The sequence below is a fragment of the Streptomyces sp. NPDC007157 genome (assembly GCF_040634235.1).
GTDB lineage: Bacteria > Actinomycetota > Actinomycetes > Streptomycetales > Streptomycetaceae > Streptomyces.
The window spans coordinates 236,621-253,914 of record NZ_JBEYFE010000006.1 but is presented as its reverse complement, the minus strand read 5'-3'; the positions used below and the strand labels follow the sequence as shown (position 1 = coordinate 253,914).

The following is a 17,294-nucleotide window of genomic DNA, read 5'->3' as shown; positions in this document are numbered from 1 at the left end:
CGGGCATGACGGTTGAAATGCGCGAGGGATACAAGGGGACAGGTCCCGGTGCCATCACCCCGGACGGCTGCGCGGTGGAGCTCTACTCACGGCTGTCCGTCGGCAGCGAGCCGGACATCATCGAGGCGGCGGTCCCGGCCGGCGCCCACATCCTGGAACTGGGCAGCGGCGTGGGACGGATGACCCACCCGCTCCTGGAACGCGGGTTCACCGTCACGGCGGTGGACGAGTCCGCGGAGATGCTGGCGCGCGTCCGCGGAGCACGCACCGTACACAGCACCATCGAAGGGCTCGACCTGGGCCGGAAGTTCGACGTGGTGATGCTCGCGTCGTTCCTCGTGAACACCGGGGACGCGGACGTACGCCGGGGCATGCTGCGCACCTGCGCGGCACATGTGGCGGACGGCGGCTGCGTGCTCATCCAGCGGGAAGGCGCCGACTACCACTCGAACGTGCCGAGGGAACGGGTCGACCCCAGCGGCTACACGGTACGGATCGTGTCCGTGGAGCCGGCCGGGGACGGGGTGAACTCGGTGCGCGCGGAGTACGACTTCCCGGACGCGGCCTGGACACAGACGTTCCTGGCCCGGCCGCTCACCCAGGAGCAGTTCGAGGAGGCGCTCGCGGAAGCGGGACTGGAGGTGACCGAGTACCTGACCGAGGACGGGGTGTGGGTGAGGGCGGTACCTGCGGCCTAGCGAGGAGCGGCGGGCCGCCGGGTAATCCCGGCGGCGGTCGATGAGTTCTCCGTCGGCGGCGGGTCTACCCCTGTGACAGCAACAGGGACCGCTTCCCCCAGGAGAACCCCATGTCCGAGCCCACCGCTTCCGCCTCCCTCGCCGCTCTCGCCGCCCCCGCACCGGCCACGGCCCCCGTCGTCGCCGGGTCGGCGACGGCCCGTGGCCGCCGGGCCCGGCTGGCCCTGCGCACGGTGCAGGTGCTGCTCGCCCTCTTCTACGCCGTCGCGAGCGCCCTGCCCAAGCTGATCGCGCACCCGTCGGCCGTCGAGTCCTTCGACAGGATCGGCTGGGGCAGCACGGGCATGTACACCATCGGCGCGCTCGAACTGGCCGGTGCCGTCGCCCTGTTGGTACCGGTGCTGCAGTCGGTGGCGGCGACGGCGCTGAGTGCGCTCATGGTGGGCGCGTTCATCGTCCAGCTCACCGTCTTCGACGGCCAGTACGCGGCGACCCCGCTGATCCTGATCGTGCCGCTGGCCCTGATCGCCTGGGCCCGACGCGGACAGAACGCGCGGCTGTGGGGATTGGTGCGGCCCCGGGCATGACACCCCGTACCCGCCGAACGAGAGCAGAGCCGGAACCCGACCCGGCAGAGCCCTGTGGAGTCAGCCCCGGTGGATCATCGTCCGCCGGGGCGTCCGCCGTCCGGTCGGCCCATGCCACTCGTTCCGCCCGCGCTTCCCATCCCGCCGAGGCCGCGCAGGCGTTCCAGATCGCGGCGGTCGCGCTTGGTGGGGCGGCCGGTGCCGCGGTCGCGCAGGCCGATGGGGACGAAGGCCCCGCGGGGCGGGGGCGGCGGCGAGTTGTCGACGTAGCACTGGGCGGCCACCGGGGCGCCGACCCGCTTGCGGATCAGGCGCTTGACGATGACGATCCGCTCGCGCCCCTCCTGGCGCAGCCGCACCTCGTCACCGACGCGCACGGAGTAGGCGGGCTTGACCCGTTCGCCGTTCACCTGGACGTGTCCGCCCCGGCAGGCGGTGGCTCCCATCGAGCGCGTCTTGATCAGGCGCACGGCCCAGATCCAGCTGTCGATCCGCACGTTCTCACCGGGAGCGGGCCCCGCGGCTTCGGCGGCGGCGATGGCCGCGGCGACGGCGGCGGGGTCGGAGTCGGGGGCCTCGGCGGCAGACGCCTCGGTGCCTTCGGCAGGCCCGGCCGAGACGGGGGTTCCCGTCCCACCGCTCTCGCGCTCCCTGCTCTCGCCCGCGTCCTCAGAAGCCATGCCCCGACCTTAGCCCCCCGAGCCGAGAGAAACGGAGCGGATTTCCCGGACGCCCGTGTGGCCCCTCGCGTCGACCGGATCGATCCGGTACGGCCGGCGCCGCCCGGCTCTACCGTTGACCTTGTGGCCCACCCCCCTCCCTCCCCTCCCCCTCCTCCCTCTCCGCCCACCCCCCTCGACCGCCTCGACCAGCGGGTCAGCGCCTGTCGGGCCTGCCCTCGCCTGGTCGCCTGGCGCGAGGAGGTGGCGCGTACCAAGCGCGCCGCGTTCGCCGAGTGGACGTACTGGGGCCGGCCCGTCCCCGGCTTCGGGCCGCCCGACGCCCCACTGCTGATCATCGGCCTCGCCCCGGCCGCGCACGGCGGCAACCGCACCGGCCGGATGTTCACCGGCGACCGCTCCGGCGACGTGCTGTACCAGGCGCTGTACGACGTCGGCCTCGCCTCGCAGCCGACGTCGGAACGCATCGACGACGGTCTGGAGCTGTACGGCGTGCGCATCACCGCGCCCGTGCACTGCGCCCCGCCCGACAACAAGCCGACCCCCGAGGAGCGCGACACCTGCCGGTCCTGGCTGGTCGAGGAGCTGACGTTGCTGCGGCCGACGGCGCGCGCCGCCGTCGTGCTCGGCGCCTTCGGCTGGCAGGCCACGCTGCCCGCGTTGGCCGCGGCCGGCTGGAACGTGCCCCGGCCCCGGCCGGCCTTCGCCCACGGCACCCGGGTCGACCTGGACGGCCTGGACCTCTTCGGCTGCTTCCACGTCAGCCAGCGCAACACCTTCACCGGCCGCCTCACCCCCGAGATGCTCCGCGATGTGCTGGCGACGGCGGCGGAGGCGGCCGGGCTGCGGTGACAGGCTCCGGGCGGCGGGCGGCGGGCGGCGGGCGGCGGGCTCAGACTATGCGGGCCGCCGCCACCGGGCGGTAGGTGACCGGGTGGGTGCCGGTGGACGCGGACGAGTTGACGCTCCAGCGGTAGCGAGAGAACGCGCCGGTGGCGTCGGCGGCGTAGAACATCATGTGGCCGATGCCGACGCCCTGGAAGTTCTCGCCGTCCACGTTGCTGACCATGCGGGTGTCGGGGTACCGCGGGTAGTTGCTCAGGCCGTACACGCCGTGCGGGTCGGAGGTGCAGTCGATGATCTCGACGGCGTACTGGGTCTCGCCCGGGAAGTCGGCGACCCCGCTGAAGACTCCCTTGACCGCACGGACCACCACGATGTGCCCGGTGCTCTCGGTGTCCTGCCCGTTGTAGTCGACCGCGATCAGATCGCCCGGCCGTAGGTCGGTGACCTTGCGGACGGGGCGGAACCGCGGGCCGCCGGTGTCCGTCAGGAAGGCCGCGCAGTAGCTTGCGGCCTCCGGGCCCCTCTGCCGGAAGTGCTGGAGGAAGTAGGCGTCGGTCGCCCAGCCGTAGGTGTGTCTGAGCAGCGCCGTGACGAAGGACGCGCAGCGGGCCCGGGCCACCCAGCTCGCCAGGTCGTCCGGGCGGCCCCAGCCGACGGTCGCCGCCGCGTTCGTCAGGTAGACGTTGTTGGCGCGTGCCGTGGCGCCGCTGACCAGCGCGACCTCGGCGGCGCTCAGGGCGCGGCCGTAGGCGCGGACGTCGTCGATCGCGCCCTTGAAGCGGTTGACGTAGCCGCCGTCCCAGCGGGCCCGGCCGATGCTGAAGCCCTGGGGCGCGGCCCAGGACAGGGTCGTGTCGGCGCTGCCTTCCAGCACGCCGTTCACATACAGCTGGACGCGGCTGCCGTCCCAGACACCCGTGAGGTGGGTCCAGACGCCGGTCCTGGTGACGGGCGTGGCGGCCAGTGCGGAGATCTTGGCGCCCTGGTCCTCGCTGCGCACCTTGAAGGCCCAGGTCCCGGCCACGTCGTCGTACTGGAGCAGGAAGCGGCTGACGCGGTCGCCGTCCTGGCTGACGGCCGTGTACATGTTGGTCAGCACGGCGTCGTCGGCCAGCCGGACCCAGGCCGCGACCGTGAACGGGGCTGTGGTGTCCAGCACCGAGCCGGTGGCCGCGTAGGCGCCGGAGGTGCCGTCGAAGCTCAGCTCACCGCCGGTCCGCAGAGTCGTCCAGCCCGCCCCGGAGCCCAGGGTGACGGGATGCTCCAGGCCGGAGCGGTCGGTGCCGGAGCCGTCCAGCGGCCAGTGCCCGGCCAGTCCCGTCGGCAGATGGCCGGCCGCCAGCATGCGCTGGTACCGCACCAACTGCTCGGCCTCGGCCAGATGCGGTAGGGCGGCCGGGGTGAACGGTGTGTCCAGCGGGGTGTCGGTCGCGGCGGTCTCCGCGCCCGCCGCCGGGCCGCCCACCGCGCCCGTCCCCACGAGTGCGGCTCCGCTCGACAGCCCCCGGCTGCTCACCATGGTCGTACCTCCCCGTGTGGTCCGGTCGGATCCGTTCCGGTCTTCGCTGCTGAAGAGAAATCTAGGAGATCCGCGTGCGAACTGGTGTTCCTGTGGACAACCCGATGCGAGGTCAGGGCCGTTGCTCGGTCTCCTCGCCGAAGAGGTGCCGTACCGTCGACCGGTAGTTGGCCTGGACGTGGCCGAGGGCGCGGGCGCGGGCGCGGTCCGGGTCGCCGGAGGCGATCGCGTCGTACAGCTCGCGGTGTTCGGTGAGCAGCTGTGGCCACTCCTCGTTCCGCCGGGTGAGCCAGCGCAGCCGGCCGTCGACCGGTTCCATCACCGAGATGAGCAGGCTGTTGCCGGCCAGGGCCAGGATCCGGTCGTGGAAACGGGTGTTGATGTCGGTGATCGCCTCGGCGTCCCCGGCCCGCGTCGCGGTGGCGGCCCGGTCGAGCAGGTCCCGCAGCTCGGCCAGGGCCTGCGGGGTCGCCCGCGCCGCCGCCAGCCCGGCCGCGTACACCTCCAGCGCCTCGCGCAGTTCGAAGAGCTCCTTGACGTCGGTCGGGGTCAGCCGGCGTACGACGGTCCGGCGGGCCGACTCGAAGAGGACGAAGCCCTCGGCGACCAGGGCCCGGATCGCCTCCCGGACCGGCACCCGGGACACCCCGAACCGCTCGGCCAGCTCGCGCTCGACCAGCCGGTCGCCCGGGCCCAGACGCCCCGCGATGATGTCCTGCCGCAGGGTCGCGAGGACGCGCTCGCGCACCGCGCCCAGGGGTTCGATCTTCGTCGTGGGGGATCCCATGAGGCCATCTTCGCCGACCTGAGGGGGCTTTTACGGAGCCGTAACGGGACGGACATCGGTCGGAACGCTTGACGGGAGGACCATGACGACAGTTTGGTATACCAAACGTGCGCGTCATCTGGCAGTCACCCTCCACCCCCACCCTCCACCCGCGCCCTCCCCGTCCCCCTAGCCCGTTGCCCCCGCGGTCCTCGTAGTCCCCGCGTTCCTCGTAGTCCCTGGAGGCCCCGTGTCCCTGGCCGACCGCGCCGAAGCCACCGGCGCACCCGCGTTCGTCCCCGACCCCCGGCTCACCAACGAAGACCTCGCCCCCGCCGCGAAGCGGAACTGGAAGGTCTTCGACCTCTTCGCCATGTGGATGTCCGACGTCCACAACCTCGGCAACTACACCTTCGCCGCCGGCCTGCTGGTCCTCGGCATGAACGTCTGGCAGGTCTTCACCTCCCTCCTCGTCGGCTTCGTGCTCATCTACGTCGGCATGAACTGGATGGGGCGGATCGGCCAGCGCCACGGCGTGCCGTTCCCGGTGGTCAGCCGGATCAGCTTCGGCGTCTGGGGCGCGAACATCCCGGCCCTGATCCGGGCCGTGATCGCCATCATGTGGTACGGCATCCAGACCTATCTGGCGTCCGTCGCCGTCAACGTGATGCTGCTGGCGGCCTGGCCCGGCCTGGAGTCCTGGACGCACCACTCCTTCCTGGGCCTGGACGCGCTCGGCTGGATCTCCTTCGTCTCCCTCTGGCTGATCCAGGCGGCGATCATCAGCCGGGGCATGGAGACGATCCGCAAGTTCCAGGACTTCTGCGGTCCGGCGATCTGGCTGGTCATGATCGCGCTCGCCGTCTGGATCCTGGCCAAGGCCCACTGGACCATCTCGCTCACCTCCACCCCGCACCCGGTCTCGGCCGGCGAGCAGTGGCGCCAGTGGTTCGGCGCGATCGGCCTGATCCTCGCCACCTACGGCACGCTGATGCTCAACTTCTGCGACTTCTCCCGCTTCGCACCGGACTACCGCACCGTCCGCCGCGGCAACTTCTGGGGCCTGCCCGTCAACTCCACGGCCTTCGTGGTCGTCTCGGTGATCGTCACGGCCGGCTCGCTGGAGGTCTTCGGCGAGGCCATCACCGACCCCGCCGAACTGGTCGCCAAGGTCGGCAACACCTGGGTCCTGGTCGTGGCCGCGCTGACCTTCGCGGTCGCCACCATGGGCGTCAACATCGTCGCCAACTTCGTCTCACCGGCGTACGACCTGGCCAACGTCTGGCCGCAGAAGATCAGCTTCCGGGTCGGCGGCATGATCAGCACGGTCGCCGCGCTGATCGTCACCCCCTGGAACCTCTTCTCCAACCCCACCGTCGTCAACTACTTCCTCGGCGGCCTCGGCGCCTTCCTGGGCCCGCTGTTCGGAGTGATCATGGTCGACTACTACTGGGTCAAGCGCGGCAAGGTGGACGTCGAGAAGCTGTTCGACGCGACGCCGGGATCGCCGTACCACTACCGCAAGGGCGTCAACCCCAAGGCGCTGTGGGCGTTCCTGCCGTCGGCGGCGGTCGCGGCGGTGCTCGCGCTGGTGAAGACGTTCAGCGAGGTGGCGCCGTACTCCTGGTTCATCGGCACGGCGCTGGCCGCCGGACTGTACGCGGCGCTCTGCCGCACCGACCGAGCCGTCGCACCCCGGGAGGCCTGACGACCGTGCGGATCGTCGTCACCAACTGCAACACCACGCAGGAGATGACCGAGGAGATCGTACGAGGTGCCCGGGCCGCCGCAGGCCCGGGCACCACCGTGACCGGCCTGACCCCGAACTGGGGCCCCGCGTCGGCGGAAGGCTGGCTCGACAGCTACCTCTCGGCCGCGGCCGTCATAGACACACTGCGGACGTACGACGGCACCCCGTACGACGCGGTGGTGATGGCCGGGTTCGGAGAGCACGGACGGGAGGGCGTACGGGAGTTGGTGGACGTACCGGTCGTGGACATCACCGAGGCGGCCGCGCATCTGGCGTGCCTGCTGGGGCGCCGGTACGGCGTCGTCACGACCCTGGAGCGGTCGCGCGGGCAGATCGAGGACAGCCTGGAGACGGCCGGGGTGGCCCGCAACTGTGCGGCCGTGACGGGCACCGGACTGGGCGTCCTCGACCTCGCCGGGGACCCCGGGCGCACGGAGGCCGCGTTCCTCGCGGCGGCCGAACGTGCCCGGGACGCCGGCGCCGAGGTCCTGGTTCTCGGCTGCGCCGGGATGACCGGGCTGCAGCGCACGGTGGGGGAGAAGCTCGGGCTTCCGGTGGTCGACGGGGTCGGCGCGGCGGTGAAGCTGGCGGAGTCACTGGTGGCGCTGGGCCTCACGACCAGCCGGGCGGGGAGCTATGCGAAGCCGTTGCCGAAAAGGCGGGTGTGGGGGGCCGGGTCCCCGTAGCGACGGTCGCGCGGGGAACCCGGGTCCGGTGGGAGTCGACGCCGACCCGATCGCCGGGGTGCACGTTCGGCCGGCACCGGCGGAGGGTCCGGCGCGTGGCTTCAGGGCCGCCACACGTACCGCACGTCCGGCTCCCGCTCCTCGTTCCCGCTTCCGTCGGTGTACTCGGCGGCGACGAAACCGTGCCGCTCGTAGAACCGGTGGGCGGGCCTGTTGACCTGGAACGTCCAGAGCGTGAGCCCCTGCGGGGAGCGCTCCTTGGCCAGCGAGACGAACCGGTCACCGAGGCCCTGCCCCCGCCACTCGGGGGCCAGATACAACTGGGAGAGCAGATCCCCTGCGAGCACCATCACGCCCACGACGCGACCGCCCACCTCCGCGAGCCAGGTCTCCCGCTCCGGCACCACGACATCCCGGAAGTACGCGCGCACCTCGTCGTCGGAGCGCGGCCGGACGACGGTGGGCAGGGCGGCGGAGTACGACCGCAGCCAGACGTCGGCGACGGCGCCGGCGTCCGGTCCGGCGGCGCGGCGCAGTACGACCTCGGCGTTCATACCCGCGCCCCCTCTGGCGCGACGGCCGTGGCCGTGATCTCCACCAGTTGCCCGGTGTAGGCCAGGCAGACGACCCCGACCAGCGTCGGCGAGTGCGGCCCGGCATCGAGCCCGGAGGCCTGGACGGCCTCCCACACGCCGGACAGCACCGCGGGCTCACCGCTCTCGGTCGCCAGCACGTGCTCCAGGTCGCTGCCGACCGAGCGGAGTTGCTCCCGCAGGCTCACGATCACCCGCTCGGCCTGCCGCGGCGGATCGCCCTCGCCGACGAGCTTCCCTCCGGCGTCCAGCGGAACGGAACCGGCGAGCAAGGCGAGCTTCGTACCGGCCTCGAGGACGGAGACGTGCGAGTGACCGGGCGGCGGGAAGAGAGCCGGAGCGGTGACGCGTTGGATCACAGGGGCTCCTGGAGTGAACGGCGGACAACCTGTCGATCATCCGCGCTCCCGCCGGGCTGTCGCACCCGAATTTCCCGCAGCCGGTGTCACAGTGTGGAAAGGCCGCCGTACGGACTTTCCACCCGCCCCCCGGTCCCGTGCCACCCGCTCGAAGATCCCGATCTTGTAGGCGAGCCCCTCCGGTTCGCCGATGTCACACCAGTGATGAGCCCTGAGCCGCTCCTCCTCACCCCGCACCAACAGCCGCCCGCGCACGGCCAGATGCAGGGCCAGAGCCGAGCGCGCGTACAGCTGTACGGCATCACGCCGGTCCGCTACCGCCTGGCCGACCATGCCCGCCACCGCTTCCTGCACATCGAACCCACCTGGCTCTGGGCGGCGGCGTTCACCATCTGCTGGCATCGGCCGACCGACCCGCCCGCCGTCACCTGACGACTTGACCACCAGCCCGACGAGACAAGGGGAGGAGCCGACCTGCACGACCTCCGGGGGCCGTGGAACCCCGGCGCAGCCGTAGGGACACGCGAAGACCCCGCCCGCGATCACGCGGAACAAACAGGGTGAACTGACTCCGCAGTTAGACACTCACGACCTCTGACGAATCGAGGCCAAGCCAAGGCCAACCACGTCCTGAATGGTGCCCCACCGAGGTCTCCGACGCCGTCGCCACGGCTGCCCCCCCAGACCGGTCACGCCGTCCTCGCGGCCCCGCGGGGAGCGGGTGACGAACGTGAAAGCGCTGTCGGGGCGGGCCGGATTGCGGGGTGTCGGCGACATCCTCGCGGGATGTGGTCGGCATCCGGGGTGTTGGTTAGCGTCTTCGCCGAAGCGGGGGACTTTTTCGACGCCGCGTGACGGTTTTCTCCGCTCGAAAATACGTTGGAAATACCCAAGTTGCCGCTGCTACCGTCCTGCACGTGGCGAAACTCAATCAGATCATCGCGGTCGAGAAGGGCATCAAGTCCAAGGCTCATCAGGACCTGACGGCAGCTCATCACGGGTTGCAGAAACCCGCTTTGCTGGCCGGTATCTCGCGGACGTATCAGCCGAAGGACGAGGAGGGCGAGCAACTGCCGCCCGAGTCCACGCGGGTTCAGGTGCAGGCCGAGGACGTGTTGCGGCAGACCTCGGCCACGCTGACGCGGCTCTTCGACGTGACCGCCACCAAGGACTGGGCCAACTGCGAGGCCAGGGCGGACGTGAAGGTGGACGGACGGGTGCTCGTCGCCGCCGTGCCCGTGGCCTATCTGCTGTTCCTGGAGAAGCAGCTCGTCGATCTCAACACGTTCGTGCGGAAGCTGCCCGTACTCGACGCCTCCGAGTCGTGGGTGCAGGATCCGTCCACCGACGCCTGGAAGACCGAGCCGGTGCGGACTCTGCGGACCAAGAAGGTGCCCCGCAACCATGTGAAGGCCGAGGCGACCGAGAAACACCCGGCACAGGTCGAGGTGTACTACGAGGACATTCCGGTGGGGTACTGGACCACCGTGAAGTTCTCGGGTGCGCTGCCCGCGCGGCGTATCAACGAACTCCTCGACCGGGTCGAGAAGTTGCAGCAGGCCGTCAAATTCGCCCGCGAAGAGGCGAACGGCGCCGACGTCGTCGACCAGCGGGTCGGGGGCGCCGTGTTCGGATACCTCTTCGGGTGATCGAAGAGGGCTGACACAGAAGACTCCCCGGTCCTTCGCGGCCGGGGTGCGCGAGGAGCGCAAAGCTTAAGCTGAAGCTTGTCGTGACGAGCGGTCGTACCCCACAGAACACGGGGCGGACCGCGTTGAATCTCAGACTCTCGCTCCAGACTCAGCATTCGCCGCCGATCGCCGGATCGAACGGGCCCGGGCCCCAGTACGTCGAAATGCAGGTTCAAGTCCTGCCCGCGCAGCTCGATGCGTGGTGGTCCAAAGGAAGGACGCGGCGACCTCACGACTGACCCGGGTTCTCAAGTGTGCCGGCGTGTGACGATGGGCGGCACTCCAGGGCCCGGGGGCAGGCTACGCCCCCGGGCCCATTCCCGTTCGCCGTGGAGTCCTGAAATTGCGTTCATAAAGAACACGGCCCTTCGCCCCACTTGTCACACCTCGGAAATGCAAACGCACCGTTCCGTACGGGAACACGATCTACGGTGGACAGACCCAGACCGGAAGCCACGGCCGCCGTCGCCCGAAGGCATACCCCCGCCCTCGTCCGCCGTACAGGAGCCCCGTGTCCCGTCGTGTCGCCCTGCCGCCCTGGCTCGCCCACGCCCTGCGCGCCCAGCGCGGGCCCGTGCCCTGGAGCGCCGTGACGAGAGGAGCGCTGGCCGCCGGGCCGCTGCTGCTCACCGCGGTCCTGCTCCACCACACCTCTCTCGGTGTCGTCGCCGCCATCGCCGCGATGCTCGCCGGCATCAACGACCGGCCGGGCAGCCGGCGGGCCGCCGTACGGCGACTCGGGGTGCCCGCGGCGGCCGGGGCCGTGGGGCTGCTCGTCGGGACCTACGGCGGCGAACACCTCACCGCCGTCCCCCTGACCCTGCTGCTCACCGGGCTCGGGCTGGTCGCCGGCGGCATGAGTGCCGTCGGTCCCGTCGCCTCCGGCGCCGGGACGCAGTTACTGGTCGCCGCCGCCATCGGCGCCGGGATGCCGGTCGCCGAGGAGGGCTGGCAGCGGGCCCTCGCCTTCCTCGCCGGAGCCGGCTGGCTGCTCGTGCTGCGGCTCGCCCTGCCCACCCCCGGCGCCCTCGCCGGCGACTACCGCTTCGACGGGGAACGGGACGCCGTCGCCGCCGTGTACGACGCCGTCGCCGACCTGCTCGACGCCGTCGGCGGCGAGACCGCCCTCGCCCGGCGCAAGGCGCTGAGCACCGCCCTCGACCATGCCCAGGACGCGCTCACCGGCCCCCGGTTGCGGCGGCACGCCAGTTCCGCCGCCGAACGACGGCTGCACGCGCAGTACGCCGCCGCACTGCCCCTCGCCGAGGCCGCCACCGCCCTCGCCTGGGCGGAGGAGCCGATATCCGCGCGGGCCGCCGAAGGGCCCCGGCGGCTCGCCGCCGCGGTCCGGGAGAACGACGGCACCGGGCCGCTGCCCGCGCCGTCCCGGTCGGCGCCCGCCCTGCGTGCCCTGGACGACGCCCTGCTGCGCGCAGCCGAGGCATTCGACCGGGCCGAGGGCGCGCAGCACCGGCCGCCCGCCCGGCGCCGCAGCCCGAAGGAGGTGCTGCGGGCCGCGCTCGGCAGCGGCGGCCGGGAGTACGGGCTGCGGGTCGCGCTCAGCTTCGGGGCCAGCGCCGCCATCGCCCAGGCCCTGCACCAGGCCCGCTGGTACGGCGAGCACCAGCACTGGTACTGGCTGCCCGCCACCGCCGTCTTCCTCGTCAAGCCCGACCTCGGACCACTCGCCTCCCGGGTGCTGTGCCGGGCCGCCGGGACCGTACTCGGCGCCCTGCTCTTCGCGGGCCTCGCCGCGGTACTGCCCCGGCCCGAGGGGCTCATCGCGCTGGTCGCCGTCTGCGGAGCGGTCATCCCGGTGTCCACCCGGCACTTCGCCGCCCAGACCGCCGCCGTGACCGTCCTCGTGCTCGCCCTGGTCATGGTCGGCGGCGAACCGCAGGCCTCCGTCAGCCGCATCGGCGAGACCCTGCTGGCCTGCGCGATCGTGCTGATCGTGGGGCATCTGCCGATGGCCGGGAAACGGGGCGGCGCGGTACGGGCCCGGCTCGCGGCGGCCGGGCGGGCCGCGCACGCCTACCTCGACCACGTACTGAGCGAGTCCGACGACCGCGGCGAACGCTGGACCCTGCGCCGCGAGGCCTACCGCACCCTCGCCGAGGCCCGCACCACGATCGCCCTCGCCGCCGCCGAACTCCCCGCCCTCGCCCGGCACACCGAGGGCACGGACGCGGTGGCCGCCGTACTCGAACGGCTCGTGGACACGACCACCGCGTGTGCCGTGCACCTCGACGAGACAGGGCGCCTCACCGCCCGGCACACCCGGCAACTCCAGGACCTGGCAGCCGAGTTGGAGCACGGCGGGCAGCGGCTCGGACTCACGGTGCCGCGGATGCCGGTCTCCGCGTAGGGCGTTTGCGCCGACGAAGCCGCCCAGGTCAGAGCCCCAGGTCGCCCTCCAGCACCGTGACCGGGATGAGCGGGCGGTTCCAGAGTGCGAGGATTTCGTTGGCCAGGGCCACGATCGGCAGCGGCCGCCGTTCGCCGTGCACCTCGACGGCGGCGGCCGAGAGGCCGCGCGGCACCACCGAGGCGTCCAGCAGGACACGCCAGTCCTCCGGGCCCAGCGCCAGGAACTCCAGGCCCGTCAACTCGCCGATCTCCAGCGGGTCGGCGAGCGTACCGGGCAAGGCGCTCAGGGTCCGCAGCCGGGGCAGCCCGGTGACCGGGCCGAGACCGAACCGTCGGCCCTCGTCCAGTACGCCGATGCTCAGCACCTCCAGCGCCGGGTGGGCCGCCTCCTCGACGCTGCCGATGCCCCTGCTGTTGACGTACGCCACGACCGGCGGCCGGTCCCCGGGGGCGCGGCGCCGTGCCTCCTCCGGCAGGTTCACCACCAGATCGGTCAGCGAGTCGGCGAGCACTTCGGCGCCGGTGTGGTGCTCGTGACCGATCACGATGATCTGGCCGATGTGGCCGCGCGGGCCCGGCGTGAGGTCCACCGCGATCCGGTCCCCGCCGCCGTTGTCGCCGAAGACGATCCAGCCCGGTGAGCCGACCAGCCCCTGCACCGCCGCGTCCGGCGGGGTGACGACGGCGGCCATCGCCGCGAACCGCCAGTCGGCCCGCCGGGTCGCCGCCTCCGCCAGGTACACCTCGTCCAACGGGAACAGTTCGCAGCCGACCGCCTCGGCACCGGCGAACGGATCGTCCCAGTCCTCCCAGCGCGCCCGCGCCACCCGGTACAGCGCCCTGAGCTCCTCGGGCAGCGGGATACCGAGCCACGCCTCCGCCGCCGCGATCTCCGCCTCGGTCGCGCCGACGGCGTCGGGGAGCCGGTCGCGCAATGTCCGCTCCAGCAGCACCGGGTCCGCAGCGGGGTGCGGCAGCGCGCCGGGCACCGGGTCGGGCAGCCGGCGCCACGGCTCGGGGACGGCATCCTCGACCAGAACGAGCGAGCCCGGGTGCGGACCTCCGATTCCCGGTGTCACCGCGGGGCTGCGGCCGATGAGGTGCAGCACGGTCCGCTCGTCCGGCCCGATCTCCGCGACGAAGGCCATGTCGTCGGTACCGGCCGCGGTCAGCGCCTCCTGCACACGGTGCACCGCGTCGAACTCGTCCTGCACGTCCTCCACCTGAGCCGCCCGGCCGGGCGGCGGAGCGGGGCGGTCCAGCGGAAGACTCCAGCCGAACAGGCCGACGCGTCCGGCCACTTGGCCGCCCGGCGCGGCGAGCCGCTCCGCGTGGGCGGTCCGCAGCAGCCGCAGTACCGGTGCCCAGACGGCGAAGTCGTGCAGTGCGGGCACGGGGGGACTCCAGTCGTTTCGGGAGGGCGGGGATGCGATTATCGCGGAGACCACAGCCGTCCCGGACGCTCCCGCCTTTCTCCTGCCGGGGCCTCAGTCCCCGAACCGCGCCCACACCGGTGCGTGGTCCGACCCCGGGGCCCCGCGGCGCTCCGCCGGGTCCTCGCCCACCGACGGCAGGGACGGTGGCGCGGTGGTGCCCGGGAGGCCCGTGCCGGCCTCCGTCAGGCGGTGGACCAGGTGGTGGCTGAGGAGGATGTGGTCGATGAGTTCGCGGCGGCCGGAGTCGACGCGGGAGTAGCGCTGCTCGGCCGGGATCCGCGGGGCCGTGTCCCACAGCCGTACGGCGTCGCCCTTGTCGGCATGGTCGAAGCCGGTGGTGCCGATCTCGGAGCCGGGCGGCCCGAGGAGGATCTGGGTGGTGGCCGCCCGCACCTCGTCGTTGAGGTCGCCGAGCACCGCCACGTCCCTGGACTTGCCCTGCCCGGCCAGGAGTTCGTCCGCCAGGGCCCGCAGGGCCGTCGCCTCGGCGGCGCGCCGGAAGAGGGCGTACGCCCCGTAGCGCGCCCGTTCGCCCTCGTCGTGCGGGTAGAAGCGGTCGCCGGGGTAGGTGAGCAGCTTGGACTTGAGGTGGGCCACCGCCGCCGTCAGCGGCCCTGCCGGGGTCTGGACCGTCACGGCCAGGAAGCCGCGCCCGGCTTCGGCGGCGGTTCCGCCCGAGTCGTCGGTCTGCACCGGGTCCAGCCGGGCCGGGAGGGCCGCCGTGTCGGACACCACCGTCAGCTCGGTGCGGGCCAGGAAGCCGACCCGGATACCCCGGCCGTCGGGGTGCGCGGAGAGGGCGACGCGCCAGTTCACACCCAGCAGTCCGGCCAGATCCTCCAGGGCGCCGGGGTCTCCGACCTCCTGGACTCCGAGCAGGGTCGGGTCCAGTGCGCCGATCACGGAGGCGAGGGCGGCGAGCTTCGCCTCGTACGCGGACTTGTCCTTGGGGCCGTAGGGGCTGCCGGGTCGGTAGAGGTTCTCGAGGTTCCAGGTGCCGAGGAGCATGCCCGGCTCCTTCCAGGAGGTGGTGCGGCCAGCGTGCTCGTCCGGGCCGGTACGTGACAGAGGCAGGACAGGATGCGCGGTTCGGCTCACGCGGGCCGACGACCCTGCCCTACGTTGGGGCGATGAGCTCCGCTCCCGCCGATCGAGGTCTCACCTCCGCCGATCGTGGTTCCGGTCCCGCCGATCGTGCTGCCGCTCCCGCCGACCTCGTCATCACCGGCTGTACCGCGCTCACGCACGACGAGCAGGAGCAGATCGTCTTCCTGGCGGACGCCTCGATCGTCGTACGGGACGGAGTCGTCGAATCCGTGGGAGCGGGCGCCGACACGGCCGCCGTGGAGCGGATCGACGCGCGCGGGCAGGTCGCCATGCCGGGGCTCGTCAACTGCCATACCCACGCCCCGATGGTCGCGCTGCGCGGGCTCGCCGAGGACCTGCCGACCGAGGCGTGGTTCAACGACGTCGTCTGGCCCGTCGAGGCCAACCTCACCGAGCGGGACGTGGAGTCGGGGGCGCGGCTCGCCTGCGCCGAGATGATCCGGGGCGGGGTCACCTGCTTCGCCGACCACTACTTCCACATGGACGCGGTCGCCGCCGTCGTCGCCGAGTGCGGGCTGCGGGCCCACCTGGGCGAGGCGTACTTCTCCTCGCAGGGGCCCGAAGGGCGGGAGCGGTCGCTGGAGTTCGCGCTACGGCACCGGGGCGGCGCGGACGGCCGTATCACCACCGCCCTCGCCCCGCACGCCCCCTACACCGTCACCGACGCGGACCTCGCCGCCACCGCCGAACTCGCCCGCGCCCACGGCCTGCCCGTGCACCTGCACGCCGCCGAGAACCGCGACCAGACCGACACCAGCCTCGCCCGGCACGGCGCCACCCCCATCGAGATCCTGGACCGCGCCGGGCTCCTCGACACCGAGTTGCTCATCGCCCACGGCACCGGCATCCTCGACCGCGACCTGCCCCTACTGGAGCGCACCGGCGGCCGCACCGCGGTGGCGACCGCGCCCCGCGGCTATCTCAAGTTCGGCTGGCCCGCCACGACCCCGGTACGGGCCCTGCGCGCCGCCGGCGTCCCGGTCGGCCTCGCCACCGACGGCGCCGCCTCCAACAACTCCCTCGACGTATGGGAGTCGATGGCGCTCACCTCGCTGATCCAGAAGTCCAGCGAGGGCGATCCGCGCTGGCTGACCTCCCGGCAGGCCCTGCACCACGCCACGCTGCAGAGCGCGCGGGCCGTCGGGCTCGGCACCCGCATCGGCCGTCTCGCCCCCGGCCACCGCGCCGACATCGTCCTCGTCGACCTCACTGGGCCGCACACCCAGCCCGTCCACGACCTCGCCGCCACGCTCGTGCACAGCGCCCGCGCGGCCGACGTCCGCACGACGATCGTCGACGGCCGTGTCCTGATGCGCGACCGCGAGCTGCTCACCCTCGATGTGCCGGCGATCGTACGGGAGTTGGAGGAGCGACTCCCCGCCCTCGTCGACCGCCGCCAGGGCCGGCGCATCCAGGAGTACGACACCTGACGGTGACGCCGGAAAAAAACTTCGGCCGCGCCGATGAGTTCCTCTCCCGCCGACGGTCACCACCCGGAACCGACCGTCGTACAGGAGGGCCCATGTCGCTTCCGGAGATCGTCTCGCGTGAGCGGTGGCGAGCCGCCCGTGAGGAGTTACTGCTCAAGGAAGAGGCGCTCACGCGCGCGCGGGACGTGCTCAACGCCGAGCGGCGCCGGCTCCCGATGGTCGAGGTGGACCCCGAGTACGTGTTCGAGGGCGGAGACGGCAAGGTCACCCTGCTCGACCTCTTCGAGGGGCGGGCCCAACTGATCGTCCACCACTTCATGTTCGCCCCGGAGTGGGAAGCCGGCTGCCCCAACTGCTCGGCGTTCCTGGACCAGATCGGCCACCTCGCCCATCTGCGGGCGCGCGGCACCTCGTTCGCGGCGGTGTCCCGGGCGCCGTTCACCAGGATCCTGCCGTTCAAGGCACGGATGGGCTGGACGCTGCCCTGGTACTCCTCCCACCACAGCGACTTCAACCGTGACTTCGGGGCGACCCTCACGGTCGACGACGAATCGGTCGAACGGCCCGGGATCAGCTGCTTCCTGCGGGAACACGACCGGGTCTTCCACACCTACTCCGCCCACGACCGTGGCCTCGACGGACTCGGCTCGACCAGTTCCCTGCTCGACCTGACGGCACTGGGCCGGGTGCCCGCGGGCAGCGACCGGGTGCGTTATCACGACGAGTACGAGGACTGACACAAGTGGTCACGGAAGTGGCCGAAAGTCAACGGACTC

At 72.3% G+C, this 17,294-nt stretch carries 17 protein-coding genes; 10 read left to right on the top strand and 7 right to left on the bottom strand.

Annotated features, from left to right (window positions below):
* Window positions 1-17 precede the first annotated feature (17 nt).
* Both ABZ642_RS13620 and ABZ642_RS13615 read left to right on the top strand, forming a co-directional pair.
* Window positions 18-698, top strand: a complete 681-nt coding sequence (locus tag ABZ642_RS13620; protein WP_360482484.1) for a class I SAM-dependent methyltransferase — start codon at window positions 18-20, stop codon at window positions 696-698.
* A 110-nt stretch (window positions 699-808) separates the two neighbouring features.
* Complete coding sequence (locus ABZ642_RS13615) at window positions 809-1,285, top strand: DoxX family protein (RefSeq protein ID WP_360481991.1); 477 nt, start codon at window positions 809-811, stop codon at window positions 1,283-1,285.
* A 74-nt stretch (window positions 1,286-1,359) separates the two neighbouring features.
* On the opposite strand, the gene ABZ642_RS13610 is transcribed toward ABZ642_RS13615, so the two are convergent.
* Entirely contained in the window at window positions 1,360-1,965 is a 606-nt protein-coding gene (locus tag ABZ642_RS13610) for an RNA-binding S4 domain-containing protein (protein ID WP_360481988.1), read from the bottom strand.
* Between the two features lie 123 nt (window positions 1,966-2,088).
* Here ABZ642_RS13610 and ABZ642_RS13605 point away from each other — a divergent pair, with 123 nt between their 5' ends.
* Complete coding sequence (locus ABZ642_RS13605) at window positions 2,089-2,817, top strand: uracil-DNA glycosylase (RefSeq protein ID WP_360481985.1); 729 nt, start codon at window positions 2,089-2,091, stop codon at window positions 2,815-2,817.
* 40 nt (window positions 2,818-2,857) lie between these two features.
* On the opposite strand, the gene ABZ642_RS13600 is transcribed toward ABZ642_RS13605, so the two are convergent.
* Together ABZ642_RS13600 and ABZ642_RS13595 are read right to left on the bottom strand one after the other, a co-directional pair.
* Entirely contained in the window at window positions 2,858-4,330 is a 1,473-nt protein-coding gene (locus tag ABZ642_RS13600) for a LamG domain-containing protein (RefSeq protein WP_360481982.1), read from the bottom strand.
* Window positions 4,331-4,442: 112 nt separating this feature from the next.
* Window positions 4,443-5,117, bottom strand: a complete 675-nt coding sequence (locus ABZ642_RS13595; RefSeq protein WP_360481979.1) for a GntR family transcriptional regulator — start codon at window positions 5,115-5,117, stop codon at window positions 4,443-4,445.
* A 229-nt stretch (window positions 5,118-5,346) separates the two neighbouring features.
* Here ABZ642_RS13595 and ABZ642_RS13590 point away from each other — a divergent pair, with 229 nt between their 5' ends.
* The gene (locus ABZ642_RS13590; protein WP_360481976.1) at window positions 5,347-6,804 is read left to right on the top strand and encodes an NCS1 family nucleobase:cation symporter-1; all 1,458 of its coding nucleotides are present in this window, start codon (window positions 5,347-5,349) and stop codon (window positions 6,802-6,804) included.
* Window positions 6,805-6,809: 5 nt separating this feature from the next.
* The gene (locus tag ABZ642_RS13585; protein WP_360481974.1) at window positions 6,810-7,532 is read left to right on the top strand and encodes an aspartate/glutamate racemase family protein; all 723 of its coding nucleotides are present in this window, start codon (window positions 6,810-6,812) and stop codon (window positions 7,530-7,532) included.
* Between the two features lie 101 nt (window positions 7,533-7,633).
* On the opposite strand, the gene ABZ642_RS13580 is transcribed toward ABZ642_RS13585, so the two are convergent.
* Window positions 7,634-8,086 (bottom strand): GNAT family N-acetyltransferase, encoded by a 453-nt coding sequence (locus ABZ642_RS13580; protein ID WP_360481971.1) that lies wholly within the window; start codon window positions 8,084-8,086, stop codon window positions 7,634-7,636.
* Entirely contained in the window at window positions 8,083-8,484 is a 402-nt protein-coding gene (locus ABZ642_RS13575) for a Rid family hydrolase (protein WP_360481968.1), read from the bottom strand. Before ABZ642_RS13575 ends, ABZ642_RS13580 begins: the two co-directional genes overlap by 4 nt.
* Before the next feature lie 204 nt (window positions 8,485-8,688).
* Between ABZ642_RS13575 and ABZ642_RS13570 the strand changes: the two genes are divergently transcribed.
* The 3 genes from ABZ642_RS13570 (at window position 8,689) to ABZ642_RS13560 (ending at window position 12,543) form a co-directional block, all read left to right on the top strand.
* On the top strand, window positions 8,689-8,916 hold the full coding sequence (locus ABZ642_RS13570; RefSeq protein ID WP_360481965.1) for a hypothetical protein: 228 nt from the start codon (window positions 8,689-8,691) through the stop codon (window positions 8,914-8,916).
* A gap of 485 nt (window positions 8,917-9,401) precedes the next feature.
* Complete coding sequence (locus ABZ642_RS13565; RefSeq protein WP_360481962.1) at window positions 9,402-10,133, top strand: hypothetical protein; 732 nt, start codon at window positions 9,402-9,404, stop codon at window positions 10,131-10,133.
* A 553-nt stretch (window positions 10,134-10,686) separates the two neighbouring features.
* Window positions 10,687-12,543, top strand: a complete 1,857-nt coding sequence (locus ABZ642_RS13560) for an FUSC family protein (protein ID WP_360481959.1) — start codon at window positions 10,687-10,689, stop codon at window positions 12,541-12,543.
* A 28-nt stretch (window positions 12,544-12,571) separates the two neighbouring features.
* Here the strand turns inward: ABZ642_RS13560 and ABZ642_RS13555 are convergent, their stop codons facing one another.
* A complete protein-coding gene (locus ABZ642_RS13555; protein WP_360481956.1) occupies window positions 12,572-13,939 on the bottom strand; it encodes an SMI1/KNR4 family protein in 1,368 nt (455 codons plus the stop codon).
* 93 nt (window positions 13,940-14,032) lie between these two features.
* Window positions 14,033-14,989, bottom strand: coding sequence for an endonuclease/exonuclease/phosphatase family protein (locus ABZ642_RS13550; RefSeq protein ID WP_360481953.1), 957 nt, complete (start codon window positions 14,987-14,989; stop codon window positions 14,033-14,035).
* Window positions 14,990-15,111: 122 nt separating this feature from the next.
* On the opposite strand from ABZ642_RS13550, the gene ABZ642_RS13545 reads away from it, so the two are divergent.
* Both ABZ642_RS13545 and ABZ642_RS13540 read left to right on the top strand, forming a co-directional pair.
* Window positions 15,112-16,518, top strand: a complete 1,407-nt coding sequence (locus tag ABZ642_RS13545) for an amidohydrolase (protein WP_360481950.1) — start codon at window positions 15,112-15,114, stop codon at window positions 16,516-16,518.
* A gap of 92 nt (window positions 16,519-16,610) precedes the next feature.
* The gene (locus tag ABZ642_RS13540) at window positions 16,611-17,255 is read left to right on the top strand and encodes a DUF899 domain-containing protein (protein WP_360481947.1); all 645 of its coding nucleotides are present in this window, start codon (window positions 16,611-16,613) and stop codon (window positions 17,253-17,255) included.
* Window positions 17,256-17,294 lie beyond the last annotated feature (39 nt).